Origin of the sequence: Hymenobacter aerilatus (genome assembly GCF_022921095.1) — a bacterium.
GTDB lineage: Bacteria > Bacteroidota > Bacteroidia > Cytophagales > Hymenobacteraceae > Hymenobacter > Hymenobacter aerilatus.
The window spans coordinates 3,645,176-3,670,945 of sequence record NZ_CP095053.1 but is presented as its reverse complement, the minus strand read 5'-3'; the positions used below and the strand labels follow the sequence as shown (position 1 = coordinate 3,670,945).

At 56.2% G+C, this 25,770-nt stretch carries 19 protein-coding genes; 11 read left to right on the top strand and 8 right to left on the bottom strand.

Annotation, left to right across the window (positions count from 1 at the left end; genetic code table 11):
• Positions 1-100 precede the first annotated feature (100 nt).
• Together MUN82_RS15390 and MUN82_RS15385 are read right to left on the bottom strand one after the other, a co-directional pair.
• Entirely contained in the window at positions 101-331 is a 231-nt protein-coding gene (locus tag MUN82_RS15390) for an anti-sigma factor (RefSeq protein ID WP_245091852.1), read from the bottom strand.
• A complete protein-coding gene (locus MUN82_RS15385) occupies positions 267-905 on the bottom strand; it encodes an RNA polymerase sigma factor (protein ID WP_245091850.1) in 639 nt (212 codons plus the stop codon). The genes MUN82_RS15390 and MUN82_RS15385 overlap by 65 nt, the downstream gene beginning before the upstream one ends.
• Positions 906-1,412: 507 nt before the next feature.
• Here MUN82_RS15385 and MUN82_RS15380 point away from each other — a divergent pair.
• Positions 1,413-2,693, top strand: a complete 1,281-nt coding sequence (locus tag MUN82_RS15380) for an MFS transporter (RefSeq protein WP_245091848.1) — start codon at positions 1,413-1,415, stop codon at positions 2,691-2,693.
• Positions 2,694-2,699: 6 nt separating this feature from the next.
• Here the strand turns inward: MUN82_RS15380 and MUN82_RS15375 are convergent, their stop codons facing one another.
• On the bottom strand, positions 2,700-4,142 hold the full coding sequence (locus MUN82_RS15375) for an alpha/beta hydrolase family protein (protein ID WP_245091846.1): 1,443 nt from the start codon (positions 4,140-4,142) through the stop codon (positions 2,700-2,702).
• 394 nt (positions 4,143-4,536) lie between these two features.
• On the opposite strand from MUN82_RS15375, the gene MUN82_RS15370 reads away from it, so the two are divergent.
• Positions 4,537-5,229, top strand: coding sequence for an SGNH/GDSL hydrolase family protein (locus MUN82_RS15370; RefSeq protein WP_245091844.1), 693 nt, complete (start codon positions 4,537-4,539; stop codon positions 5,227-5,229).
• A 114-nt stretch (positions 5,230-5,343) separates the two neighbouring features.
• Here MUN82_RS15370 and MUN82_RS15365 read toward each other — a convergent pair whose 3' ends face one another.
• From MUN82_RS15365 to MUN82_RS15355, 3 genes are all read right to left on the bottom strand, one after another.
• A complete protein-coding gene (locus MUN82_RS15365) occupies positions 5,344-6,792 on the bottom strand; it encodes an alpha/beta hydrolase (protein ID WP_245091841.1) in 1,449 nt (482 codons plus the stop codon).
• A gap of 550 nt (positions 6,793-7,342) precedes the next feature.
• Positions 7,343-7,978, bottom strand: coding sequence for a class I SAM-dependent methyltransferase (locus MUN82_RS15360; RefSeq protein WP_245091839.1), 636 nt, complete (start codon positions 7,976-7,978; stop codon positions 7,343-7,345).
• Positions 7,979-8,045: 67 nt separating this feature from the next.
• Positions 8,046-9,206, bottom strand: a complete 1,161-nt coding sequence (locus MUN82_RS15355; protein WP_245091837.1) for an acyltransferase family protein — start codon at positions 9,204-9,206, stop codon at positions 8,046-8,048.
• A gap of 327 nt (positions 9,207-9,533) precedes the next feature.
• Between MUN82_RS15355 and uvrA the strand changes: the two genes are divergently transcribed.
• The 8 genes from uvrA to plsY all read left to right on the top strand — a co-directional run bounded on the left by uvrA (position 9,534) and on the right by plsY (position 22,042).
• The gene (gene uvrA, locus MUN82_RS15350; RefSeq protein WP_245091835.1) at positions 9,534-12,368 is read left to right on the top strand and encodes an excinuclease ABC subunit UvrA; all 2,835 of its coding nucleotides are present in this window, start codon (positions 9,534-9,536) and stop codon (positions 12,366-12,368) included.
• A 109-nt stretch (positions 12,369-12,477) separates the two neighbouring features.
• On the top strand, positions 12,478-12,645 hold the full coding sequence (locus MUN82_RS15345) for a hypothetical protein (protein ID WP_245091832.1): 168 nt from the start codon (positions 12,478-12,480) through the stop codon (positions 12,643-12,645).
• Between the two features lie 62 nt (positions 12,646-12,707).
• Positions 12,708-13,511: a TspO-related membrane protein gene (locus MUN82_RS15340; protein WP_245091830.1), complete on the top strand. Its 804-nt coding sequence runs from the start codon at positions 12,708-12,710 to the stop codon at positions 13,509-13,511.
• A gap of 117 nt (positions 13,512-13,628) precedes the next feature.
• Positions 13,629-14,393: a triose-phosphate isomerase gene (tpiA, locus tag MUN82_RS15335; protein WP_245091827.1), complete on the top strand. Its 765-nt coding sequence runs from the start codon at positions 13,629-13,631 to the stop codon at positions 14,391-14,393.
• A gap of 182 nt (positions 14,394-14,575) precedes the next feature.
• Positions 14,576-14,962: a 7(1) septoil knot domain-containing protein gene (locus MUN82_RS15330; protein WP_245091825.1), complete on the top strand. Its 387-nt coding sequence runs from the start codon at positions 14,576-14,578 to the stop codon at positions 14,960-14,962.
• 99 nt (positions 14,963-15,061) lie between these two features.
• Positions 15,062-15,892 (top strand): 50S ribosomal protein L11 methyltransferase, encoded by an 831-nt coding sequence (gene prmA / locus MUN82_RS15325; protein ID WP_245091822.1) that lies wholly within the window; start codon positions 15,062-15,064, stop codon positions 15,890-15,892.
• A 29-nt stretch (positions 15,893-15,921) separates the two neighbouring features.
• The gene (locus tag MUN82_RS15320) at positions 15,922-21,255 is read left to right on the top strand and encodes a hypothetical protein (RefSeq protein ID WP_245091820.1); all 5,334 of its coding nucleotides are present in this window, start codon (positions 15,922-15,924) and stop codon (positions 21,253-21,255) included.
• A gap of 145 nt (positions 21,256-21,400) precedes the next feature.
• Positions 21,401-22,042: a glycerol-3-phosphate 1-O-acyltransferase PlsY gene (plsY, locus tag MUN82_RS15315; protein ID WP_245091818.1), complete on the top strand. Its 642-nt coding sequence runs from the start codon at positions 21,401-21,403 to the stop codon at positions 22,040-22,042.
• A 99-nt stretch (positions 22,043-22,141) separates the two neighbouring features.
• On the opposite strand, the gene MUN82_RS15310 is transcribed toward plsY, so the two are convergent.
• A complete protein-coding gene (locus MUN82_RS15310; RefSeq protein ID WP_245091816.1) occupies positions 22,142-22,522 on the bottom strand; it encodes a hypothetical protein in 381 nt (126 codons plus the stop codon).
• A gap of 339 nt (positions 22,523-22,861) precedes the next feature.
• On the opposite strand from MUN82_RS15310, the gene MUN82_RS15305 reads away from it, so the two are divergent.
• The gene (locus tag MUN82_RS15305) at positions 22,862-24,883 is read left to right on the top strand and encodes an ATP-binding protein (RefSeq protein WP_245091814.1); all 2,022 of its coding nucleotides are present in this window, start codon (positions 22,862-22,864) and stop codon (positions 24,881-24,883) included.
• Between the two features lie 93 nt (positions 24,884-24,976).
• Here the strand turns inward: MUN82_RS15305 and MUN82_RS15300 are convergent, their stop codons facing one another.
• Positions 24,977-25,726, bottom strand: coding sequence for a LytR/AlgR family response regulator transcription factor (locus MUN82_RS15300; RefSeq protein WP_245091812.1), 750 nt, complete (start codon positions 25,724-25,726; stop codon positions 24,977-24,979).
• Positions 25,727-25,770: the final 44 nt, after the last annotated feature.

Here is a 25,770-nt window from a genome sequence, read left to right as displayed (position 1 = left end):
GACCGGTGAAAAACATCGGTCAAAAGTACATAACCGCGCCGAGCTACGTCCAGTCCTGCTTTAAAATGCAGCAACTAAACGTAGCTCGGTGGGGTAGCCTTTAGGAAGAGTGCGGAAATGTGCGCGAGTAGCGCAGAATGTTTTGCGTGGCAGCATCGCTGGGCGCCTTGCGCGCCGCCGTGAGGGCACGTAGCGTTGAGAGGAGGTCGGCGCACTGGGCGGCTAGCTCGGGGTCGTGCTGGAGCGCTTGCTCTAAGGCGTGTTGTTCATTCGCTGGCAGCTCGTTGTACACGTACTGGAGCAGCTTCTCTTGTGTAAAGGTTTTGATCATAGAACACGGGTTGCGCGGCCATCTTCTTCCGCAGGTTGATCAGCGCGTAGCGCATACGACCCAGTGCGGTGTTGATGCTGACTCCCGTGGCATTGGCTATTTCCTGGAAGCTCATGTCGCCGTAATGACGCATAACGAGCACTTCCTTCTGGGCCGCTGGCAGGTCCTGAATCAACTCCCGAAGCCGGGCGTACGTCTCCTCGCGGGTGAGCTGCGCTTCCGCGCCCTCTTCCGCAAGGCTTAACGAATTGAAGGCATGGCTTGTTGTATCCAGGTTCAATAAAGGGCTACGTTTTTCGCGCCGGAAGAAGTCGATGGCCAGGTTATGCGCGATACGGCAGATCCAGGAAGAAAACTTCCCTTCTTCGTTGTAACGCCCGCTTTTCATCGTATGAATGGCCTTAATGAAGGTGTCTTGCACCAAGTCATCGGCCACATCTTCATCGCGCACGATCAGCATAATCGTGGTAAACACCCGGCTTTTATGCCGTTCCAATAAAATTTCGAAAGCTGATTCTTTACCGGTAATGTAAAGGGATATAAGAGCGGAATCGCTCGGCTGCATGGTTTCCATAAAGGCTACGAGTTAGGGAACGTAGAGCTTCAGGCCATAGAGGGGGGTTACCGGATGAGTGTTAAGAAAGCAGCGCTTAAAATGAGCAACGGATGAAGATCAAATGTAAAGAATGGTTGTACCAAACGCAACGCTTGAACTCTGCTAGCCGAATATTTTTTTGTGTATTATGAAACCTTAATATTTTATATAGTATATCAAATATTTTAAGTTTTATAAAAAATTATGTTCATGATCGAGCTATCCAATCATAGTGGCGCTTGAAAGCGCGTAAAGCGCGATTATCCAACTAATTGATTCACACATGGAGCACCCGAAAAAGATGAGATAGTACTCTGCGCTCGTTCTAATGTATAAAGGTGATCAGATAATATTATGATTTATATATAGTAGAAAATGTTAAAAAAGATAGCGCAAAAGGGGCAGCCGCTATTGACCAGGAAGGAGGCTGCCAGGGTTTCGGGTTACTTTTGATATTCGTTGCTTGTTTCCCCTTGATTTGCTTGCATGTCGGCACCCCTCCACGACCCATATGCCGCGCTGCGGATTCCGGATTTTCGCCGGCTGATTTCGGCTCGTATCTGTTATACCATCGCTACCCGTGTGCAGGGCCTAGTAGTGAGCTGGCAGATTTTCAAAATCACCAACGACCCGCTGGCGCTGGGATTAATTGGGCTTTCGGAGGCCATTCCCAGCATTGGGGTGTCACTTTATGCAGGGCACGTGGCCGACTCGGTGCGGCGCAAGAACATTATAGTGGCTGGGGTAGCCGTGCTGGTGCTGTGCGCGCTGGCGCTTTGGTTTTTTGCTTCGCCCTGGGGACTGAATTTTCTGGCGCCTGGCTCGCTCCGTACCTTGCCCCTGTACGCGGTGATATTTGTGAGCGGTATTGCGCGTGGCTTCTTGGGGCCGGCCTTGTTTTCCTTTATGCCCCAGCTGCTACCCAGCCGCGAGCGGCTCTCCAATGCCATCACCTGGAACAGCACCACCTACCAGGGGGCGGCGGTGCTGGGGCCGGCCATCGGGGGGTATCTTATCGCTCATTTGGGTGTGGCCAATTCCTACGCCGTAGCCTCAGGGCTATTGGTACTGGCGTTGGCGCAGTTCTCGCTGATTGCCTCGCGGCCCCTACCCCCTTTGGAGGGCAACAAGCTAACATTGCAGGAAAGCGTGCTGAGTGGCCTGCGCTTTATCTGGGGCAATCAGCTGGTGCTGGCTGCGCTGTCGCTGGATTTGTTTGCGGTGCTATTTGGTGGAGCCGTGGCGCTGCTGCCGGTGTTTGCCGTAGATATTCTGAAGGTAGGTGCCGACGGGCTTGGTCACCTGGAGGCAGCCCCGGCCATCGGCTCGGTGCTGATGGCGGCGGTGCTCACGTATTTCCCATTACACCAAAAAGCTGGGCGCAAGCTGCTGTGGGCCGTGGCGGGCTTTGGCGTCGCCACCATCGGCTTTGCTTTGTCCACTAACATCTGGCTGTCGTTGTTTCTGCTGTTTATGACGGGCGTATTCGATTCCGTATCCGTGATTGTGCGGCAGACGCTGGTGCATACCTTCACGCCGGAGTATATGAAGGGTAGGGTGTCGGCGGTCAACAATATCTTTATAGGCTCCAGCAACGAAATCGGCTCGTTTGAGTCGGGCGCGATGGCGCGGCTGCTGGGCGTGGTGCGCTCGGTAGTTTTCGGCGGGGGCATGACGATTGTGGTGGTGCTGGTAACGGCCTTCAAAGCTGACAAGCTCCGTCGCCTCGACCTAACCCCAGCGCCTACCCCCGCACCAGCCGAGTAGACCGCATTACTTACCGGCCGTGCTGCCCTTGGTTTTGCTAGCAGCTGGCTTCTCCGGAGCGGCAGCCGAGGGTGCGGCGGTGGTGCGTTTAACTATCCATTCCCGAATGGTATCCAATGCCTTGGGCGAGAAGTTAGGCTGCTGCTGACCATTTACGAGAGGCCAGTCCTGCGGATCGGGTTGAAACAGGTGGTTGACGCCGAGAAGCTTTTTTACCGTCACGTCGCGGTTGTTTTTGAGACCTTTTTGCAGCAGTGGCAGGTTGGTAGCCGCGCCTACCTGCAAATCGTCGGCGCCGTTGAGGGCCAGCACAGGGCAGCGCACGTCGGGTAAGGAACGGAGCGGGTCGAAGTCGAGGAAGTAGCGTGACCAGGGCGAGGTGAGCTGAATGGCGCGGGCACGGGCCATGGTCGGGTCAATGTTGGTGTTGTTGAGGCGTAGCGTACCAGCCACTTTGCCGCGGGCTTGGTTGTCGTTGGGCGTCTGCCGAATAATCGTCACCATGCGCTCGTATAACTCAATGGCCGCTTTCACCTGAGTCTGGTCGGCCCCAATGAGGCGCATAATTTCCAATTGCTGGTGCAGCAGCACCTCGCGGCCCGGCTGCCCGTAGCCGGCCAGGGCCACTACAAAGGTAGGCGGCTGTGGCTGCGTGGCGGCCAGCAACGACACGTTGGCCCCTTCGCCGTGCCCAATCAGGCCAATTTCACGATGGTTGATGAGCTTATGCGCCCGCAGGTATTGCATAGCCGCCTGTGCATCAGTTACCAAATCGGCGGTGGTCGTCGTGAAGTAGCGGCCACCCGACTGCCCTACCCCCCGGTCGTCGAAACGCAGCACGGCCACGCCGCGGCGGGTGAGGTAGTCGGCCAGCATACCAAACATGCGGTAGTCCTGCACTGCCGCGTCGCGTTCCTGCGGGCCACTGTCTGATACTAATACCACGGCCGGGAACGGCCCCGGGCCGGCTGGCACCGTGAGGGTGCCGCTCAAGCTCACGTTGGCCGCTGAGTTATTAAACTTGATGTTTTCTTCGCGGTAGGGCGGAGTTAGGCGGGTGAGGGCAGCGGCCGAGGCGGTAGGCATGGCACGGCGTTCCAGCGTAAGCGGCGCCGTGAGGCCGGGCTGCTTCCAAGTACCTTTCAGTACCCGGCCGCCTTCCAACACTTGCCCCGTAAAACTGCTGCCTGCTTGGTCAATTTTCAGAGTGATGTCGCTACCCTTCAGCTCTACCTCCACGGGCATGCGGCTGATTTTCTGCTTGGGCACATCCAGCGCGCCATAGTAGGAGCCATTGGAAAGTGGTACCAGTGTAATTAATAGGTCCAGGGAGCCGCCCGGCACAGTAAGAGGACCTTGCCATTGGCCGTTCAAAGGGGTGTCGGCTGCCCGTAAGGCATACGGTAAAAACAGAAGTAGAAAGACCGCGAAACGTAAAGCTTTGGGCATAAAGTGAAAAAGCAACTGTCGAATAGGAGCGACAGAGGCGTATCATGTTTGAAAAAGTGATAAATGCTAGAATCTTGCCAACGTGCCACCTATATAGGCGCGCACTTGGTCTATTCCGACCAGGCAACGGACAGAAGCTACCAGAGAAGCTATTTACTCGATGTAGGTACAGAGGTGAACAGCATCTCACTAGCAGTTCGCCAAACCGTGTCAATAGCATATCTCTCGGCGTCTCGGCGCTGAACCATAGGTGGCGCTGACGACACGATGCGTTTCTATACATCTGGTATGTCGGTTCAGTCTTCCGACTTCTTAAACAGCTTCACCATGTATGCGCGTATCTGCGTATGTTGGCCCTTGTATTCATTTTTCATCCCTCTGTTTGCTGTACTGTATGCTTTCCACCCGCTCCCGTTGTTTGTTGTTACTACTTGTCGTATGCTTGCCTGTTGTGGCGTGGGCGCAGACACCGCGCCGGGCTGCACCGCTCAACTTTGGGCAGTGGGTAGGCGAAATCAAGGACTTTGCCCGGCAGGATAGTCTGCAAAAGCCGCCTGCGGCACCCATCGTCTTCACTGGTAGCTCGTCGGTACGCAAATGGGAAACGCTGAAGCGTGATTTTGCTGACTACCCAGTGCTCAACCGGGGCTTCGGTGGGTCGCGCTTCCCAGATGCAGTACACTACTTCAATCAGCTCGTGCTACAGTACAAGCCCAAGCAGGTGGTACTGTATGAAGGCGACAATGACATCAACGCGGGCAATACAGTAGACGAAGTATACCAGGCCTTTCTGGCCTTTGAGAGCCGCATGCGCCGCGACCTGCCCGGTGTGGAGCTGGTGTATCTGGCCATCAAGCCGAGCCCGTCGCGCTGGAATCTCTACCCGCAGATGCAGCAGGCCAACGCCAAAATCAAAGCTTACATCGACCGCCACCCGCAGCACCTGCGCTTCGTGGATTTCGGCCCTGCCATGCTCGGCAAAAACGGCCGCCCACGCCCAGAGCTATACCTAGCTGATAGTCTGCACATGACGCCCGCTGGCTACGCCATCTGGACCAAGCAACTGAAACCCTACCTAAAAAAGTAGTGATCTGTTGATTGGACGTCCGTTTTGCCTACCTCTACCAGGAAATTAAAATCACATATAAATGCAAAGCCCCCGCACCTGTTCTGGCGCGAGGGCTTTTCGCTATTCCTGTACTTACTTTGTACGGGACAGAATCCAGGTGCTAATGGCCTGCATAGCCGTTGGCGAGAAGGTTTCCTCAATCTGGCTGTATTCGGAAATAGCACCGGTGGGGGCGGTCTGGAACATGTGATTGAGGCCAGGCAGTTCCCGCGTGGTTACGTCGCGGTTGCCACTGCTCTTGAGGCTTTTTTCAATAGCAGGGAGGTTGGTACTGGAAATTACCTGCATGTCCTTGGCGCCGCCTAGGGCCAGCACCGGGCATTTCACGGTGCGCAGCGTCTGGGCAGGATTATCGCTCAGCAGGGCCCGGAACGCGGGGGTCGTCATGGCGGCTGCTTGGCCGGCAGCGGCGGCGCGGAGCTGGTTCATTTGCTCCGCGGGTAGAGAAATATCAGGCATCAGTACGGCTATCATTTGTTGCTGTGCTTGCTGGGCATCGGCCACGCGCTGACTGATAGCAATGAGGGCACGCTGGCGCTGCTCTACGCCAGCTAGGATTTTGGGGTCTTTGGTTTTTAGGCGAGCATTGGCCAAAGCCTGCTGTACCACTGCCTCGCTGCCCGGTACGCCGGCCATACCCAACAGCACCAAAAAGGCTGGTGGCTGGGCTTGGCTGGCCGCCCGCACGCCGGCAGTGCCGCCCTCGCTGTGCCCAACCAGGCCTACTTTTTTGGCGTTGATATCGGGCCGGCTGCGCAGAAAGGCCATGGCTGCCTCCGCATCCTGGGTGTAATCGGTGAGGGTAGTGGTGGTGGCGTTGCCGGTCGATTTGCCTACCCCCCGGTCATCGAAGCGCAGTACGGCAATGCCTTGCTGGGTAAGGTAGTCAGCCAGCACGAGGAAAGGCTTGTGGCCGAACACGGCTTCGTCGCGGTCTTGAGGGCCGGAGCCGGTGAGTAGCACGGCCGCCGGAAACGGTCCTTTGCCGGGCGGCAGGGTAAGCGTGCCGGCCAATGTAACGCCAGCGCTTTTGTTCGTGAAGCGCACTTCCTCGGCCTGATACGAAAACGGTGCCTGCGGCTCCTGTGGCCTACCCGCTTTGCCTCCACGCTTAGCGGAGGGGCCAGCAGCAGTTGGAGCCGCAGCAGTAGAAGTACGCTGAAACGTGAGGGGCAGCTTGGCGTTGTTCTGGCGCCAGAAACCGCGTAGCAGGCGCCCATCGGGTGCTACCTGCCCGGCAAAGCGCGCCCGGATGGCCGACACCGTGAGGAGCAGGCTGTCGCCTTTGGTTTCTACCCGGTCTACGGCAATGTTCTGCGCGTTCTGGGTAGGAATATCGAGGGTAGCCGTGCGGCGGCCACCCTGGTCCTGCACGTTCATTTGCAACTGCAGCGTGGCCCCGGTAGGGATGCGCAGATTGCCGTTCCATTGGCCAGAAAGATTGGACGTGGGCCGCTGCCCAAAAGCCGAATAGGCGCCGAGTAAGGCAACCAGTAGACTACCAAAAGAAGAAAAACGCATACAGTAAGTAAGAGCCCCGCAGGGTGTTCAAAAAGGAAAAAGGTAAGAAGGAAAGCCTACCTAAGAGCCGTCGTGTTACTCCTCAGTACCTTCTCTATAACAGTGATACCTCCCAAAATAGCGCCCACAAAGACCAAAAAGTTGCGTTTTGGTGCGCTGCAGCCTGATGTGTGCGTAGGCGGTTGTTGCTGCTTAGCGTGCCATTGGGCCTGATTCCCAGCAAGCGTATTCTAGTAAATACCCTGCCAAACCCCGCAAACAGGGCCGGCTTAGAAGTACACTTTTTGGCACTAAAAAGCTGGAAGCAAGATGGACTGGAAGATGAGGCTATTATAGGAAGTCAGGAGACTGAACGTCCTGCTAAGCTGGTCGAAACATCTCGCGTGTTGATGGTAGATACTATCTGTCGTCAGCACGCGAGATGCTTCGACCAGCTCAGCAGGACGTTCTGATCTACTTCTTAAAGAGCTTCGATGGCATTCCGAGCGGAGCGAGAAATCTGAGAGCAAATAAGTTCACCCAGATTTCTCGGCTCGCTCAAAACGACAGATCAAAGGGCCACGCGCCCTACCACCGCAAAAAGCGGATCAGACTGGTAGCCATTGGGGCTGCGGTCGAGCAGCTCTACTTGGTGCCAACCGCCTGAGGCTTGGAGGTACTGCGCTACCAGCTGCAGGTGGCCACGGTCGTCGAGGGCGTGCCAGGCGGCAATGGATTTGCTGGGGAAGCAGCGGTTGGAAAACGTAATAACCAGCGGCGCTTCGCGGCGTAGCACGCGGGCCAGTTCGCGCAGCACTGCCACGGGCTGCGTGAGGTAGTCGATAGACACGCAGATGCTGGCACCGTCGAACTCGTTGTCGACGAAGGGGAGGGTAGGGGCGTGGTTAAGGTCCTGCACCACGTAGCTGCTCAGGCGCGGGTTGGCGCGCAACTCCTGCTCGTTCATGCCCAGTCCTACCACGCGCCCATACGCTACCTCCTCAGGCAAGTGGCTGATCCAGCTGCTCATCAAATCCAGCACCGCGCCGCCGGCCGGCAGATACTCGCGGTACAGCTGCGTGACGGCCGCAATGGCGCCCTCATCAATATGCGTCACGAAGCGCGGGAAGTGGTAGAAATTGGCGTCCGGCGTTTCGTCCTGGCGGCGGAAGGTGTTGGGTGGGAAGGGGTTGTTGGAAGAGTTCATGGCAGCGTTTCAGTCAACAACGAATCTTCCGTAGCGCGAGTTTAGCGCGGCGTAGCTGGTATCTACGCTAGTGGGTGGGCTGTGCTGAACTCGCGGCGCTTAGTGGGTATTCTCTCGGCCTCCATTTTCTTCGTAACCAGTTTCTAATTGGCTCATCGTATAATTTCAAGCTTGCATAAGCCAGTACAACGGCTCCCAAAAACGTGAGCAAAGCATAGGGCCAGGCTTGTTGCAATGTAATTCCTTTATGATTACTCACCCAGGCTACATAAAAATATACAAGCACATAATGCGTCATATATAAAGGGTAGGAAAGATCACCAAGGAACTTGCAAATTTTATTTTCTAGCTGGTTATGAACCACGCCACTGGCGCCCATATAAATGACCAGCGGAAAGAGAATAATAATGCAAAAAGATTCATATAAACCATTCAGCCAAAGGTGTTCTGCACCACCTATTCTCGGCATAAACAAAATAGCTGCAACCAATAAGCTACACCAGAAAAAAGCATTTGTGATAGGAATGAACCGTGCTACTCGTGATAAAAGTAACCCCGCGAAAAACGGAAATAGTACCCGTGTCAGCCCGATACGCATGTGTTCGACATTGAGCGTCCAGCCACCGGCAACGTCACCGTTTGGACTTGTAACAGCTAAGTGTACAAGCGCTGCTCCGGCTACTGCTACAAAGCAAGCCAAGGCCTTATTCGATAATTTTCTTAGCCCTAGCGCGTAAAGAATATTGGCTACGTATTCGAAAAACAACGACCAGCCAACACTATTGAGCGGGTGCATTTCTTCCCAGCCGCGTATATCCATCGAAAGCGGAAGGGGTAGTAGGGTATAGCCTATCAACATAACTACGAGTAGTTTCCATACCGGAACGGTATGGATGTGCGGCCATATAGTTGAATCGGTAAAGTAAAAAGTAAGGGCACCCAGCGTCATGCCTAAAATGACAAGTGGCTGCAGCCGTTCTACTCGGCGGCGAAGAAAACCGCCAAAGGTTAAGGTAGTCCATCGGTCATCGTAGGCGTAGCCAAGTACAAAGCCAGATAGAAGAAAGAAAAAATCAACTGCCAGATACCCGTGATTTACAATATTATCGAGGTGGCCAGTAGCAAGTGGTTCGGCGAGGTGAAAGAACACAACGATAATAGCTGCTACGCCTCGAAGGCCATCTAGTATTTTATAATGTGGTTTTTTACCGAGCGTATAATTTTTCATTATTCGGATTTTACTGTAGTATTCAACTAGTGCTGCTGAGCTAAATGATCGTATAATGAAAAAATATTTATATGCGTGCTTCTAATTATCGTTGATGATAATATGTGATCTTGCTTTGTCTTTATACGAATTTATATTTTGCACTATTGCTAATCTTTGATTTGCGCGGTTGCAACTTCGCTAAATCATTTTTAACCAACAACGCACTTCGACAAAAGAGTAGCCCGCGAGCCGTTGCGCGAAGCATCTAAGGCGGCCTGTCCGTACCTTCGTAAACTCCCTACTCCACCGGAAACCAAACCCCCGGTACTGGCTGTTTACCGCTCTATGGCCCAAGACTCCTTGCAAGTAGCCGCCCCCGCGGCGGACCCTATTGACCAACTCGACCCACGCGACTTTATTCTGATTAAGAATGCGCGGGTGCATAACCTCAAAAATCTCAGCGTGGCGCTGCCGCGCAATAAGTTTATCGTCGTCACGGGTTTGTCGGGCTCGGGCAAGTCGTCGTTGGCGTTTGACACCCTGTATGCCGAGGGACAGCGCATGTACGTGGAGAGCCTGAGCAGCTACGCCCGCCAGTTTCTGGGCCGCATGGACAAGCCCGATGTGGATTACATCCGTGGCATTTCGCCGGCCATTGCCATCGAGCAGAAGGTCAGCATCAAGAACAACCGCTCCACGGTGGGCACCAGCACCGAGGTGTACGACTACCTCAAACTGCTTTTTGCCAGGGTAGGGCGCACATACTCGCCCGTAAGCGGCGAGCAGGTGCGCAAAGATACCGTGGCCGACGTGGTCGATTCCCTGTTCTCCCTACCCGACGGTACGCGCATGATGCTGCTGGCCCCGTTACTCCCCTCGGAAGAGGGTAGGCCCATGAGTAAGGAGCTGGATTTGCTGCTGCAAAAAGGCTACTCGCGGGTGGTAGTAAACGGCGAAACCGAGTTCATCGAGGACCTCATTGGTGAGGGCAAGCCCGAGGTGAAGGGCGACGTGTACATCATGATTGACCGCGCCGTGATTCGGCCTGGCGACGAAGATTTGCAATTCCGCCTTTCTGACTCGGTGCAGACGGCTTTCTTCGAGGGGCATGGCGCATGTATTGTGCAGCTCGACAACGAGCGGCGCACGTTTTCGGACAAGTTTGAGCTGGATGGCATCGTGTTCGAGGAGCCAAATGTCAATTTCTTCTCCTTCAACAACCCCTATGGCGCCTGCAAAACCTGCGAGGGTTTCGGCTCGGTGCTGGGCATTGACGAGGATTTGGTGATTCCAGATAAGTCGTTGACGGTATACGAAGGGGCCATTGCGCCCTGGCGTACCGACAAACAAAGCGAGTGGCTGAAGCCCTTGCTGAAAAACGGCATCCGCTTCGATTTCCCCATTCACCGGCCCTACAATGAGCTGAGTGAGGCCGAAAAGCAGTTGCTCTGGAAAGGCAACAAGTACTTCGATGGCCTCGACAAGTACTTTAAATGGGTGTCGGAGCAGACGCACAAAATTCAGTACCGTGTGCTGCAGAGTCGCTACCGAGGCCGTACCACCTGCCCCGACTGCCGCGGCACGCGCCTGCGTCACGATGCGCAGTACGTCAAAATCGACGGCCGCAGCATCACCGACCTAGTGCTCCTACCCATCTCGGAGGCAGTGGAGTTCTTCAACAACCTCAACCTGACCGAGCACGAGGCCAAGGTAGCTGAGCGCCTGGTAACGGAAGTGACCAATCGCCTGAGCTACCTGAATAGGGTAGGGTTGGGCTACCTCACGCTCAACCGCCTTAGCAGCACGCTGTCGGGTGGCGAATCGCAGCGTATTTCGCTGGCTACTTCGTTGGGCTCGGCGCTGGTGGGCTCCATGTATATTCTGGACGAACCTAGCATTGGCTTGCACCCCAAGGATGCCGAGCAGCTTATTGGCGTGCTGCGCTCCTTGCAGCAGCTCGGCAATACAGTGGTGGTAGTGGAGCACGAAGACAAGATGATGGAGCAGGCCGACCAGATCATCGACATCGGGCCGGAGGCTGGCTCGGGCGGTGGCACACTGGTGTTCCAGGGTAGCTACGATGAGCTGTTGCAGGACGAGGCTTCCTACACCGGCCGCTACCTCAGTGGCCAGTTGGAAGTACCTGTGCCCCGCACGCGGCGGCCGTGGCGCAACGCCCTAGAAGTTACTGGCGCCCGCGAAAACAACCTGAAAAACCTCGATGTGAAATTCCCGCTGAACGTGATGACCGTGGTAACGGGCGTGTCGGGCTCGGGCAAGTCCACGCTGATTCGGCGCATCCTGGCGCCGGCCGTGCTTAAGCAGCTCGGCGGCGGTGCGGGCGAGGCCACTGGCAAATTCGACCGCCTGCTAGGCGTGCAGGGACAGGTGTCGCACGTGGAGTTTGTGGATCAGAACCCCATTGGCAAGAGCAGCCGCTCCAACCCAGTGACCTACGTGAAAGCCTACGATGCTATTCGCTCGCTATTTGCCGAGCAGCCACTAGCGAAGGCTCGCGGTCTGAAACCTTCACACTTCTCGTTCAACGTGGAAGGTGGACGTTGCGAGGTGTGCCAGGGAGAGGGCCAGGTGAAGATTGAAATGCAGTTCATGGCGGATATCTACCTGACCTGTGAAGCCTGCAATGGCCATAAGTTCAAGCAGGACATTCTGGAAATTAAGTACAAGGAGAAAGGCATCGATGAAATCTTGGAAATGACGGTGGAAGACGCTGTAACGTTCTTCGCCGACCAGCCCAAGATTGTGGAGCGCCTACGGCCACTCTACGAGGTAGGGCTGGGCTACATTAGATTGGGGCAATCGGCCAACACGCTGTCCGGCGGCGAGGCCCAGCGCGTGAAGCTGGCTTCATTCCTGACCAAAGGTGCTACCCTGCAACAGGACAAGATTCTGTTCATCTTCGACGAGCCCAGCACTGGCCTGCACTTCCACGACATCAGCAAGCTGATGACGGCCCTGAACGCGCTGGTGGAACAGGGCAATTCGGTCCTCATCATCGAGCACAATATGGACATCATCAAGTGTGCCGACTGGATTATTGACCTTGGCCCCGAGGGTGGTATCAACGGCGGCCATCTTCTGTTTGAGGGTACGCCCGAGGAAATGCTAAAGCTGAAAGATACCAACTCCACAGCACGTTTCCTGGCCGAGAAACTGTAGTAATCAGCGCCTCACTTGCACCCTACCCGCCCCGAATGGACAACCATTCGGGGCGTTTGCGTATAGCCTCCATTACCCTTTTGCCGAATACCTTAAATCTGCATCTGCTATGATACCAGTCCACAAAAAGAAAGAGCTGATTGCCTTCATCGAAAAGCTGGAGGACGAGAACGTACTGGAGCAGATTCAGGCGCTCCTGATCAAAGCAAAAACCGACGCGCTGGCCTCGGCCACACTATCCACCGACCAAACCAAACCGCAGCTACCCAAAGAATAAGTGCTGGTAGGTCCGGCACCAGCAGGGCCGGACGGCTACTCACTCATATTCCGTCTTGCACCATGCCTGCACTTTCTACCCCCTTTTCCTCCCCTGATGCTGTGCTGCCAGGCCGCCAGTGGCGGTGGATATCCGCGGCCAGCATCGTGGGCAATATTGCCCTCAATTATGTGTCGCAGGCCTACCCGTTCAATGGGCAGACCAACGGCGCAGTGTCTGGCAAGTATCCTACCTTGCTCACCCCAGCGGGCTACGCATTCAGCATCTGGGGCCTGATTTTTTTGAGTCTGCTACTGTATGCCGCGTGGCAGCTGTTGCCGGCCCAGCGTCGCAACCCACTCCCCGACGCGGTGGCCCTACCCCTTACGCTGGCCAATCTGCTCACGGGGCTGTGGTTGGTCGTATTTGCCTACGAGCGGCTGGCTCTGAGTGCGTTGGTCATGCTGGGTATTCTACTCAGCCTGATACTGGTATACGGTAGGGCACGGAGGCTGGTACTGGCCGGCGAAAGTCCCGCGCTCAGCAGCCTACCCTTCGCGCTGTTTCTGGGGTGGATTTCGGTGGCAACGGTCATCAACGTGACGCTGGGCCTATGGAGTTGGGGCTGGCACGGCGAAGAAAATGTGCGCGTGCTGCTTACGGCACTACTGCTGGCCGTGGTGGTAGCGCTGGGGTTGTTGGTGGCCTATTCGTTTCGGGAGGCGGCATTTCCGTTGGTAGTGGCGTGGGCGCTGGTAGCCATTGGCGTGGCCCGGCAAAGTGCCTACCCCGAGTTGATGTGGGTGGCCTGGGGCGGCGCCGTGGTGGTAGCGGTGGGCGGCCTGATACTGTCGCGGCGGCGGTTACAAGTGGCGGTAGGGCTATGAACCCACATTGCAGCCGAGGCAGGTGCTTTTCCTAGCAATTTGCAACTCGCAACTGGCTGCCGGCAACGCACAACTCCTAACTTGCAGACGAAATCCTCAACTCTACGCTCTTTCGCTATGCGCCAAAACATTGTTGCCGGCAACTGGAAAATGAACCTCACGCTCCAGGATGGCTTGGCCCTGGTTTCTGAAATCACCAACATGGTAGCCGATGAGGTGACCGGCTCGCAAGTGCAAGTGGTGATCTGCCCGCCATTTCCCTTTCTGTATAGTGTAGGTAAGCAACTGCCCGAGGGTAGCAACTTCCACCTGGGCGCTCAAAACTGCTCCGACAAGGAAAGCGGCGCCTATACCGGCGAAGTGTCGGGCAAGATGCTGCAATCAGTAGGAGCAGAGTATGTGATTCTGGGCCACTCCGAGCGGCGTCAGTATTTCCGGGAAGACGATTTTCTGCTCTCGCAAAAGCTGAAAGCTGCTTTGGCCGCCGGCTTGAAACCGATTTTCTGCATCGGCGAGTCGTTGGAGACTCGCGAGGCCGAGGAAACCTTCGACTTCATCAGTAAGCAGCTGAAAGACGGTTTGTTTCACCTCTCCAATGAGGAGTTTGCCCAGGTAGTTATTGCCTATGAGCCTATCTGGGCCATTGGCACCGGCAAAACTGCCACCAGCGCCCAAGCGCAGGAAGTACACGCTTTCATCCGCGAGCAGATTGCCCGTGCCTACGACGCCGAGGCAGCTGACAACACTACCATTCTCTATGGTGGCTCAGCCAACGCTCAAAACGCCCGCGAGCTATTTTCCCAGCCCGACGTAGACGGCGGCCTCATCGGCGGTGCTTCCCTCAAGTCCCGCGACTTCACGGAGATTATCAAGTCGTTTTAAGGTATAGGCTGTCGATTTAATTATAGTGTCATCCTGAGCGGAGCGAAGGACCTTCTCACGCTAGAACGAGTCGTTGATACGATTGATTATAGTTCTAGCGTGAGAAGGTCCTTCGCTCCGCTCAGGATGACACGATAATAAAGGATGAAACCAAAGCCGGCTAGGTTGTTGTCTGCTCTGTGATGATGCTTGCTGAACTTTTCTTTGCTGGTTTTCTGACACTCGCACCACCCACCGCACGGGTGCCATTTGCCGCGCCCACCAGGGTAGTAACCTTGGGCAGCGTGGACCCCTGCCGTATCTACGGCTCCATCTTTCTCGAAACCGATCCGCGCCGTCGCAACCAGTGTTTTGCCACAGTGTATGTAGAGCCAGAAACGGCTTTTACTAACCTAATGGTGTACAAAGAAGACAACAAGCTCTTTGCCGACCAAGCCGGGCTATGGGCCTTCACCGATGCCCGCGACTTTGCCGACTACCGCATTTTTGTAACGGAAAACCGGAATCTGGCCGACTTTACAATTCACTATACCGACGTGCGTTCTTATGCTGGCTGCCGGCCGCAGTAGGGCGCACTCCACCAACCACCGCAGATTTTCCTGCGAACTTGCCGCCCGAACCAACACGGGCGGCATTTTTTTTGCCTCCGCCCATTCTTTCCCCACACTATGGATTTTGTAGAAGTACGCGTTCAGGCCCCCCGCGAGCTGGCCGACATTCTGGTTGCCGAGCTAAGCGAGGTAGGCTTCGATACGTTTGAAGACAACGACGAAGGCTTTTGCGCCTACACCACCGAAGACGTGTTCAACCCCGACGACGTAGCCGAAATCATGAGTCGCTACCAGGGTACCGACGTCATCGAGTACGACCACCGCGTTATTACCCGCCAAAACTGGAATGCCGAGTGGGAGAAGAACTTTCAGCCCCTCATCATTGCCGATAAGGTATCGGTCCGGGCACCGTTCCACCCCAAGCCCGATGGCGTAGACTATGACATTGTGATTATGCCGCGTATGTCTTTCGGCACCGGTCACCACGAAACCACCGCGCTGATGATTGAAAACCAGCTGACGGTAGACCATCAGGGCAAGCGTGTGCTGGATATGGGCTGCGGCACAGGCATCCTCGCCATTATGGCCGGTATGCTGGGCGCCCGCGAAATTCTGGCTGTGGATGTGGAGCCCTGGACCGTAGAAAACGCCCGCGACAATGTGCAGGACAATGGCTTTCCCGAGGCCGAATGTCGCCTGGGCGGGGTAGAGGTGCTGACAGGCGAGGCCCCATTCGACATTATCCTGGCTAATATCAACCGCAACGTACTGCTGGAAGATATGCACGCCTACGCTGCCCTGCTGCCGGCTGGTTGCCCCATTATATTCAGCGGATTCTATGAAGAGGATTTATCCAAGATTCAAGAGGAGGCTAAGAAGCAGGGATTAGCCTATCAGTCAAATAGAACGAAGAATAACTGGGTTTCGGCAATTTTTACGAAATTGTAGCCTGTTTAGTGGGTTTTGACGGTATCAGTATGAAAAAACAGGTTCTTGGCTGGCTTTGTGCGGTGATGGTGGGCGTGAGCTTTCCGGCCTGGGCGCAGCAAACCCGCCCGGCTGCAGGAGCAGCTACGGCAGCGCCGCGATTTGTAGGCAAGCTCTCCTCCGACCCGGCGCAGTTCATGCAGGATGTGCAGGTGATGATGGCTTCGACCAACAATGCGGCGGCCAAAGCTTCGGCTGCCCGCTTGCAGGAGCTGTGGGCCAGCAACCGTCTCACGGCCACGCAGCAAGGCAAGGTAGTGGCGTTGTCGCAGCAGATGCTGGCCAAAAAATTTAAGCCGCGCCCTCACCTCGAAACGCTGTATGACCTGCTAGTAGCAGCCAAAACCAAACAAAGTTTCTCCGACCAGCAAACCGACGAGCTGCTGGACGTGCTGACGAAAACTGTAGACAAGGATGACCCCCGCGACGCGGAAAAATTCCTGGTGGCCACCACGCAGTTCGTTGAAACCCGCTACCTCTACCACTCACGCTACAGCACACTGCGCGCCGATGGCGGCTCATTCAGCTTTGCCTACAATGAGAGCGATATGCCGGCCTTTGCCGAAACGCTTCGCCCTACCCCCAAGCCCGTAGCACCCAAGCCAGAGCCCGCCAAGCCGGCCGCTCCTGCCAAAGCCGCGGCCAAGCCAGCCGCTCCTGCCAAAGCCGCGGCCAAGCCAGCAGCCAAACTTGCGGCAAAGCCGGCTCCCAAAAAGAAAGTGAGCAGCGGCTGGGACACCAGCGACCTGTGGAGCAGCAGCGACGGCAGCGGCTGGGGCGATTCCGACGACGGCTGGGGCACCCCCGTCAAAAAAAAGGCGCCCGCCAAGCCGGCTGCCACGGCCAAGCCTACTCCAACTCAAGCTACGCCTGCCCCAGAGCCTGAACCCGAGCCCGAAATTTCATCTGCCACTCCCTACGTATTCGACTCGTACATGGCGCCGAGTACCAAAGGGCCAGCCTTGGTGCTGAAGGACGTGGACCTGTATATGGCCAGCGGGGGCGACTCGGTGGTGCTGCGCAAAACCAGCGGCGCGGTGATGTCATCGAATCACCACTTTGTGGGCGGCAACGGCGAGTTTGCCTGGACGGTGAACAACAGCCCGGCTACTGCCGTGCTGGGGCCGTACGATTTCGATATCAACAAGCCCGAGTTTAAAGCCGAGCCGGTACGCTTCACATACGCCGCTGTGCTGGAGGAGCCCATTTTGGGCGCTTTGTCCTATAAGCTGATCAAGAAAAAGCCGGGCGCTACCGAAACCGGCTACCCACGCTTTATCTCCCTTACCAACGATGCCCGCGTGAAAGACCTGGGCCAGAACATCCGTTACTACGGCGGTTTCTCTTTGGCAGGTTCGCGCATGTTGTCGGCCTCGCTGGACGGTAGCTTGTCGCACATTCTGGTGGATGCCGATGGCAAGCCAAAGTTTCGGGCGGCCTCGAAAGCCTACGTGCTGGGCGACACGCTGATTTCGGCGGCGCGGGCAGCAGTTACCATTTTTGAGGATAAAACCGATTCGCTCACCCACCCTGGCGTGAAGATGAAGTTCTCGAAGTCGCGCCAACTGCTGCAACTCACCCGTGAGGAAGGGCTTTACAAAAATACTCCGTACTACGATTCCTACCACCAAATGGAAATCGGAACAGAGCTGGTGACGTGGCCGCTGAATTCGCCCGACATCAACTTCTCGATGCTGACGGCCAAAAACCAGGTGACGGCCGATTTCGAGTCTCGTGAGTTTTATACCAATACGCGCTACCAACAAATTAAAGCCATCAACAAGCTGCACCCCTTGCAGATGGTGGTCGGCTACAGCCAGCGCCACAACAATCAGAAGTTGATTACGGTGCAGGAAATTGCGCAGGAGCTGAATATTAAGGAGCCCAACGTGCGCACCGCCGCCGCCGGCCTAGCCCGCGACAGCTACGTACGCTGGCGCCCCGAAACCGACGAAATTGTGGTGCTGCCCAAAGCCACGCACTACGTAAACTCGGCCCGCAATAAGAAGGACTACGACCACCTCGCCATTAAGTCGTTGGCGCCGAAGGGCAACAACGCTACCCTAAACCTGAAAACCAACGATTTGCTGGTGCGCGGGGTGGAGCGTTTCAACTTCTCCGACGACTCCGTAACGGTATATGTGAAGCCGGACTCCTCGATTATCCGCATCCAGAAAAACCGGGGGGTGGTGTTTAATGGTACAGTAGTGGCCTCGGCCTTTGTGTTCAAGGGGCAGCAGTTCAAATTCGACTACGACGGCTTTTACATCGACCTGACCAAGATTGACTCCATTATCGTGAAGGGCAAAGGTGCCAAAGGCTCGGTGATGAAGGCCCGTGTGCGCGATTTCAGCATTGCCAACCAAAAGGGCGAGTCAGCGGGTAAGCTATACATCAATAGCCCCGACAACAAGTCGGGCCGCAAGAAGCTGGGCGCCTACCCTGCTTTCGACGCCAGCACCGGCGCAGCCGTGTTCTTCAATAACCCCGACGTATTGGGGGGCGCTTATGATAGTACCATGTACTTCGATATTCCGCCCTTCCGTATTGATTCGCTCAATAACCGAAACCGCTCGGCAGTCGGGTTCACGGGCACGTTTCACTCGGGCGGCATCATGCCCGATTTCAAGACCAAGCTGAGCTTGCAGGAAGACGGTGCGCTGGGCTTCACTTACGACGTGCCAAAAGAAGGTTTCCCGCTCTATGGTGGCAAGGGTGTGCTGTTTAACAAGGTGAACATGAGCAACCGTGGGTTGCTGGCAAAGGGTAACATTAAATACCTGACCGGCGACTTCAGTAGCGACCAGTTTATCTTCTATAAAGACTCAGTGGTGACGGTAGGCAAGACCGGTACAATTACGCCGGGGCCGCTAAAGGGGGTAGAGTTTGCCAAAGTAACACTACAACCCGGCTACCAAATGAAGTGGGCCGTACTGCGCGACTCCATGTATTTGAGTACGCAGGGGGCAGGTGATGCCATGCGCTTCTACGATGGTAATTATAAGTTTCAGGGTACGGCTACACTCACGCCTGGGGGGCTCTACGGCAACGGTGGCCTCGACGGCCCCCAGTCATTTATCCGCTCGCCACAATTAGCCTTCAAAACCAAGAACTACACCGGCAAACGGTCAACGTTGAGTATTAAATCGGCAGAGCCGAACAAGCCGGCGCTGGTTGCCAATGAGGTAGCCTTCGAGTACGACTTGCAAAAAGGCTTTGCCGATTTCACCCGTGAGGAGGGTAGCAAGGCCAGCATCGAACTACCTTATTCTGACTATCGCACGACGCTGAGTGGCGGCCGCTGGGACTTTCAGAAAAAGCTGGTGCAGATGCGCGTGGCACCCGGCGCCGACTCGTCGCGCTCCTACTTCTACTCCACTAAGCCCGAGCAAAACGGCTTGAAGTTCCGGGCCAACACGGGTAGCTACGACTTGAGCCGCTACCGCCTGGTGGCCGGCGGGGTGCCCCGCATTGCTTCTGCCGATGCCTGGATTACGCCCGACTCGAGCAAAGTGTATATCCTGGCCAACGCGCAGATGCGGCCGTTTCAGAACGCGGGTATTGTGATGGACACGCTGGCCAAATACCACAATCTGTATCAGGGCGCTATCACCATTCAGTCGCGCACGGCATTCAGCGGCAATGCCATGTTCAAGTACCAGACTGCTGCCGACTCGTTTGCTATCAAGTTCTCTAATTTCCACTCCGACTCTACCGCTATGCGCGGGACGCTGGCTACTACGGCCAAAACGGGTGGTGTGCTGGGTAAGCTACGCAGCAATAAGAATGCGCTGAACACCGGTCCGGCTTCACCACCAACAATTGCCGTGGGTGGTATTCAGGCATCCGATAAGTTTTTGTTGGCGCCGCGTATTGCCTACCGGGGCAGCATGATTATGAACTCGCAGCAGCCAGGCTTCACGTTTGACGGGCAGGCCCGCTTGCAGTTCAGCCAGACGCCCGGCGCCTCCGACTGGTTTGCGGTGAAGGATAGTATCGACCCGAAAGATGTACGTATTCACCTCAATGAACCCAAGACGGAGGATGGTACGCCCATGTTCACCGGGTTGTTTATGTCCAGTGGCTCTTCTAAAATCTACCCGCTCTTTGTGGCGGCGAAGCCTAGTGCCGACGACCTGAACCTGTTTGCGGTGGATGGTGACCTGCGCTACAATAGCAAGAAGCGTGACTTTACGATCAGTCGCCACGATCCAGCCGCTACGGATATGTACGAAGGCGACATGCTGACCTTCAACGATACCACAACGGCCATGAATTTCCGGGGTAAGCTGAATCTGATTAACTCTAACAAGGATTACACGCTTGTAGCCGCTGGGTTAGGCTATGCTAAGCCTGACAGTGGCATCTACCAGTTGAATACCATGTTGGGCTTCGATATCAACATGCCCGACAAGGCTGTGCAGGCCATGGCCGACGATATTGCCAAAAACGCCAAATTCGCGCCCCAGGCTCTGGATGGCTCCCGAGAGGACCTATACAAAATAGGGGAGTTTGCTGGCAACAGTGCAGCCGTGGCTTTCGATACGCGCAAGGGTAATAATGCGTCGCTGCTGAAAGTATCCAACAAGTTTACGTATACCATTCTGCTGAATAAGGTGAACCTGGTATGGTCGGAAAAGCAGCGGGCGTGGTACTCGGTTGGTAAGATTGGGGTGGCCAATATCATGAGTAAGGATTTGAACGTGCTGATTGACGGCTACGTGGAAATTCGCAAGGATGAGAACGGCGACGTTGTAGAGCTATACCTCGAAGCAGAGCCACAAACCTGGTACTACCTCAAATACTCCAACAACCTGCTCCTTACCAAAGCCCAGCACGGCTCATACGACGAATTGGTTGGGCAGAAAGCCAAGGGCGACTACAATACGGCTACCTCCTACGGCTTCTTCCTGGGCGATGATATGGAGGTAGAAAGCTTCCTGGCGCATTTCCGCAAAGACTATCTGGGCGAAGCCGGTAAGCGCAAGGTGGTGCAGTCGTCGGGTACTACTGGCAACTTAGACTTCGCGGAAGACCCCGGCAAGAAGAAGAAAAAGAAGAAGGGTCAGGAGGAAGTAGCCACCGATGGCAACCAGCCTGCCGAGGAGGCCCCAGCAGAGGAGACTGGTAAAAGGAAGAAAAAGGTCAAAGAAGAGGTAGCAACCGAGGCAACAACTGCCGATGCTCCGCCTGCTGAGGAATCGAAGAAAGACAAGAAGAAAAAGGAAACCGCCGCCGAAGCCAAGCCTGACGAGCCTACGGCGGACGACACTAAAAAGAAGAAAAAGAAACGCGCTGCCAACGACCCCTTCGGCGAAGACTAAGCAAGCAGCCCTACCCTAGCTACCAGGGTAGGGCTGTTTCGTGTCAGGTGATTTCGATTCCCTGTCATCTGCAGCTAGAAACTATTAGGGAATAGGCAACCTTACCAAAGCCTGTATCTTTGGCCGACTTCCTACCCCCTTCCTTATGCACTTTCTCTACATACTGGGCGCGCTGCTGGGTGCCTATCTGCTTGGATCTATCCCTACGGCGTTGTGGGTAGGGCGCAGCTTCTACCACCTCGACATTCGGGAGCACGGCTCCGGCAACTCGGGCGCTACCAACACGTTTCGAGTGCTGGGCAAAAAGGCAGGCTCTTTTGTGATGGCCGTGGATGTGCTGAAAGGATGGCTGGCTACCTCCCTGGCCGCGTGGCTGGTAAGTCAGCAAGCCATTGCGCCGGGGCAGCTGCTCTACTTCCAGTTGGCCTGCGGGGTGCTAGCCGTGCTGGGGCACATCTACCCAGTATTTGCGCAATTTCGAGGAGGAAAGGGCGTGGCTACTATTTTGGGCGTGATGCTGGCCATTGCTCCCGCCACGGTAGGCATATGCATTCTGGTATTCATCACCATGCTGCTGCTCACGCGCTATGTGTCGTTGTCGTCGATGACGGCGGGTGTGGCGTTTGCCGTGTTGCAGCTACTACCCGGGTTTCGGCCCGACAACCAACTGCTGCTGTGGTTCGGGTTTGTGCTGGCGGCGCTGCTGATCTACACGCACCGGGCCAACATCGGCCGCCTGCGTGCCGGCACCGAAAGCCGCGTGCCTATGCCCTGGGATAAGAAATAAATGGGTGATAAACCGAAGCCGGCCCGGCGGCGGCCTACCCCAGGGTAGGCCGCCGCCGGGCCGGCTTCGGTTGAGACAGAAGGCTGTGCTAGCTTGAACCTACTTCAGCAGCTCGGCACCTTGGCGCATCACGTCGCGGGCAATAGCCAGGTTTGTGTCGCGGGCGTTTACAACCAAGTAGATGAATTTCTTGCCATCCTCGGCCAGCCTAATCAAATGCAGCTGATTGCTGAGCGTCATCAGAATGTCTTCGATCTTCTCGCCGGCTAGCTTCAGAGCAGCCATGGCTTTTTGCTTCTGCTTCACCACTTCGGTGTTGTAGGCAGCGGCTGTTTCGGGGTTCAGGCTGGGTGTGTTGGAGTGCGAGGCCAGCGCCATGCCCGATTGCACATCTACTACGGCCACAGCCATCAGGCCGGGCAGCGAGTTGATGATTTCTTGTACAGTTTGGCCAGCGGGGGAGGAGGTAGAGTATGCCATGAGAGTGAGGGGAGGAGGGGTGATAGGTAAGCTTGTTTCGTAGAAAAAGTGAGAGTCAGAATATCAAGCAGTGTAAGTAGCGGGTCGTGTTGGCTTTGTTGCGCTGTTGACCATACAAGAGTACTGCGGATATTGACCGGCCGCTGGTATTTCCGCCGAATGGGCCGCTTTTTGTAGTGAATAGCCCTGATATTAGAGTGAATGAAACGCAGCGGCCACGGTTCGGCTTCGCGTTTGAAAGATGATTGCTTCGTAGATTTCCGGCGCCTGCTCCAGGTCGGCCGGAACTCTGCAAGGGACTATTCTGGTTGAGGTCACGCTTTTTCTGCCGGATTTTCTATGACGTTTACCTCTGAGCCTGTGCTAGCCCCTGCCGAGGCCGCGGCGCGTATTGCGGCGCTGGAACAAGCGCTGCAAGCCGCCAACGAACGGGCCACTGCCGCAGAGCGGCGCTTAGCCGAAACCGTCGCCATAGGCAATAGAGCTACTGCGCCCGGCACCAATCAACTGCTCTATGACCTGCCGGCTCCCGTGGCCGCACACGATCTGCATGGGCAGTTGCTGTTCTGCAATCTGGCGTTTGCCCTGCTGGTGCAACGGCCTATGGCTAGCCTGGTCGATCAGCTACTGAGTGAGGTAGTGCCCACCACCGAGTTGCCCATGTACCTGGGGCAGGTAGGCAGGCCGGGCCAACCGGTATCGGGGCAATTACCTCTGCTACCCGTTGCCGGCAAGCCGCCCCGGCAGCTGCTGTACCGCGCCCAGCGCCTCGACCCGCCGGGCCAGACGCCCTACGTGCTGCTGTGCGCCCTTGATGTGACGGAGCAGATGCAGGCCACGGCCGAATTGCGCCGTAGCAAAGAAAAAGCGGAAGCCTCAGCGCAGGCCAAAGAAGCTTTTCTGGCTAATCTTAGCCACGAAATCCGTACACCTATGAACGGGGTGCTGGGCATGGCGCGCCAACTCACCAAAACGCCGCTCGACCAGGACCAGCAGGAGCTACTACGCATCATTCAGACTTCGGGCGAGCATTTGCTGGCGGTGCTGAACGAAGTGCTGGACATGACCAAGATCAGCTCGGCGCGCCTGGAACTAGAGCAGATGTCGTTTGATCTGCGGGAATCGATGGAAGTGGCGCTGCAGCCGCTGGCCGTGCAGGCCACCGAGAAAGGCTTGCTGTTTCATGCTACCCTGCTGCTTCAGCGCGAACCCCTACCGCGCGTGATGGGCGACGCCTACCGACTCAATCAGGTACTGATCAACCTAGTTTCCAACGCCATCAAGTTCACGCCGGCCGGTGGTAGTATTTCTGTGGGAGGCTACCTGCTTAGCCAAACCGATACGCACCTGACTGCCGGCTTTCGCGTCACGGACACGGGTATTGGCATTCCCGAGAACAAGCTCGACCATATCTTCGAGGACTTTGTGCAGGCAGGTACCGACACGGCCCGGCGCTACGGCGGCACGGGACTGGGGCTGGGCATTGCGAGGGCATTGGTGGAGCAGATGGGCGGCACCATGCAGGTAGAAAGCCAGGTAGAAAGTGGCAGTACCTTTCAGTTCACTGTGACGCTGCCGCGCGCCAAGGGCGTCGAAACTACGCCGCGCCCAGTGCTGACGGATACCGGGGCGCTGCGCAACCGTCGCGTGCTGGTGGTAGAAGACAACGGTATCAACCGTGAAGTGGTGCGCCGGCTGTTGCAAGGGTGGGGTGGGGTGGTAGACGAGGCCGAAGACGGCCCCACGGCGTTACGCCTGCACGCAGAAAATCAATACGATGCCGTGCTGATGGATATTCAGATGCCGGGCATGAGCGGGGCCGAAGCTACGGCGCACATTCGGCGGCACCCCGACCCGACGCGGGCGCAAGTGCCGGTGCTGGCTCTCACCGCCAACGCTTTCCGCTCCGACCTAGACCGCTACCTTAAAGCTGGCATCAATGACTGTCTCACCAAGCCTTTCAAGGAAGAGGAGTTTTACCACAAGTTGGTTGCGCTACTGCAACTACCGTCTGCTCCTTATAACCTAGCGCAGATATATGAGTTGGCCGATGGTGAAAAAACCTTTGTGCAGCGCATGGTGCGCTCCTTTCTGCTGCACATACCGCCCAGCCTGCACCAGATGCAGACTGCTGCCGCCGCCGAGCACTGGGCGGAAGTGGCTAGGCTAGTACACCACATCAAGCCCAATCTTATTCAGTTTGGGGTAGCGAGCATTGCGCAGCCTCTACAACTGCTGATAGACCCGCCCCGGCCGGGTGATGATGATCAAATGTGTCGGGTTGCCGCTGTGCAGCAGCTGGTGCGGCAGGTGGAGCAGGTAGTGAGTGAGCTGGCCGCCGAAATGGCAACTGTCGCTTAAGAGCTACTGGCATCAGTTTATTACCTAATGCAGAGAACGCATCCTTGCGTCTTTACATCGTCCCAGCAACCCTTGTAGAGGAAACAGCGATGCTCACAGTGCTTGCAGCCGCTGCACAAGCTCGTCCTGGTAGGCGCGGCTCACGGGTACTTCGTGCGTTCCGAGCTTCAGCATATTGTCTTCCAGCGCTTCTACGCGGTGCAGGTTCACAATGTAGGAGCGGTGCACACGCACGAAATGACGGAAGGGTAGGCGCTCTTCCATATTTTTGAGTGTGCCGCCCACAATGTGCTTTTGCTTGTCAGTCACTAGTACCACGTATGTCGACAGCGCCTCGATAAACAGCACGTCCTCAAAATTGATGCGTAGCAGTCGGCCGTTGGTCTTCACAAACAAATCGGTGCCTTGGGCTGAGAGGTCAGTGGGTATGGTGGGCGCGGCGGGGGTAGGGGAAGCGGGCGGCGCGGCGCGGTACTGTTCTGTGACGCGGTCGATGGCTTGGCAGAAGCGGGCGTAGTTGACGGGCTTTACCAAGTAATCAAGCACACGCAGCTCGAAGGCATCCACGGCAAAGGTGGCGTGCGTGGTCACCAGAATCACGGCAGGCTTGGGGTCGGGCAGCAGCTTCACCAGCTCCAGCCCGCTGATGTGGGGCATTTCAATGTCGAGCAGCAGCACATCCACTGGGTTGCCGGCCCGCAGGTAGGTCAGCGCCTCCACGGCGTCCGGGAAAGACGCGGCCAGCGTCAGCTGGTCGTGTCGCTGCACGGCGCGCTCCAGTGTAAAACGGTTGATTTCGTTGTCGTCGATAATGACGCAGGCAAGCGGAGCAATAACAGACATACGCAAACAGATAGATATAAAGAGCGTGCAGCTTGGTGGCCGGC

Coding starts and splice junctions, on each gene's coding strand:
- MUN82_RS15390 (WP_245091852.1), bottom strand. CDS start 331: ATGATCAAAACCTTTACACAAGAGAAGCTGCTCCAGTACGTGTACAAC.
- MUN82_RS15385 (WP_245091850.1), bottom strand. CDS start 905: ATGGAAACCATGCAGCCGAGCGATTCCGCTCTTATATCCCTTTACATT.
- MUN82_RS15380 (WP_245091848.1), top strand. CDS start 1,413: ATGTCGGCACCCCTCCACGACCCATATGCCGCGCTGCGGATTCCGGAT.
- MUN82_RS15375 (WP_245091846.1), bottom strand. CDS start 4,142: ATGCCCAAAGCTTTACGTTTCGCGGTCTTTCTACTTCTGTTTTTACCG.
- MUN82_RS15370 (WP_245091844.1), top strand. CDS start 4,537: ATGCTTTCCACCCGCTCCCGTTGTTTGTTGTTACTACTTGTCGTATGC.
- MUN82_RS15365 (WP_245091841.1), bottom strand. CDS start 6,792: ATGCGTTTTTCTTCTTTTGGTAGTCTACTGGTTGCCTTACTCGGCGCC.
- MUN82_RS15360 (WP_245091839.1), bottom strand. CDS start 7,978: ATGAACTCTTCCAACAACCCCTTCCCACCCAACACCTTCCGCCGCCAG.
- MUN82_RS15355 (WP_245091837.1), bottom strand. CDS start 9,206: ATGAAAAATTATACGCTCGGTAAAAAACCACATTATAAAATACTAGAT.
- uvrA (WP_245091835.1), top strand. CDS start 9,534: ATGGCCCAAGACTCCTTGCAAGTAGCCGCCCCCGCGGCGGACCCTATT.
- MUN82_RS15345 (WP_245091832.1), top strand. CDS start 12,478: ATGATACCAGTCCACAAAAAGAAAGAGCTGATTGCCTTCATCGAAAAG.
- MUN82_RS15340 (WP_245091830.1), top strand. CDS start 12,708: ATGCCTGCACTTTCTACCCCCTTTTCCTCCCCTGATGCTGTGCTGCCA.
- tpiA (WP_245091827.1), top strand. CDS start 13,629: ATGCGCCAAAACATTGTTGCCGGCAACTGGAAAATGAACCTCACGCTC.
- MUN82_RS15330 (WP_245091825.1), top strand. CDS start 14,576: ATGATGCTTGCTGAACTTTTCTTTGCTGGTTTTCTGACACTCGCACCA.
- prmA (WP_245091822.1), top strand. CDS start 15,062: ATGGATTTTGTAGAAGTACGCGTTCAGGCCCCCCGCGAGCTGGCCGAC.
- MUN82_RS15320 (WP_245091820.1), top strand. CDS start 15,922: ATGAAAAAACAGGTTCTTGGCTGGCTTTGTGCGGTGATGGTGGGCGTG.
- plsY (WP_245091818.1), top strand. CDS start 21,401: ATGCACTTTCTCTACATACTGGGCGCGCTGCTGGGTGCCTATCTGCTT.
- MUN82_RS15310 (WP_245091816.1), bottom strand. CDS start 22,522: ATGGCATACTCTACCTCCTCCCCCGCTGGCCAAACTGTACAAGAAATC.
- MUN82_RS15305 (WP_245091814.1), top strand. CDS start 22,862: ATGACGTTTACCTCTGAGCCTGTGCTAGCCCCTGCCGAGGCCGCGGCG.
- MUN82_RS15300 (WP_245091812.1), bottom strand. CDS start 25,726: ATGTCTGTTATTGCTCCGCTTGCCTGCGTCATTATCGACGACAACGAA.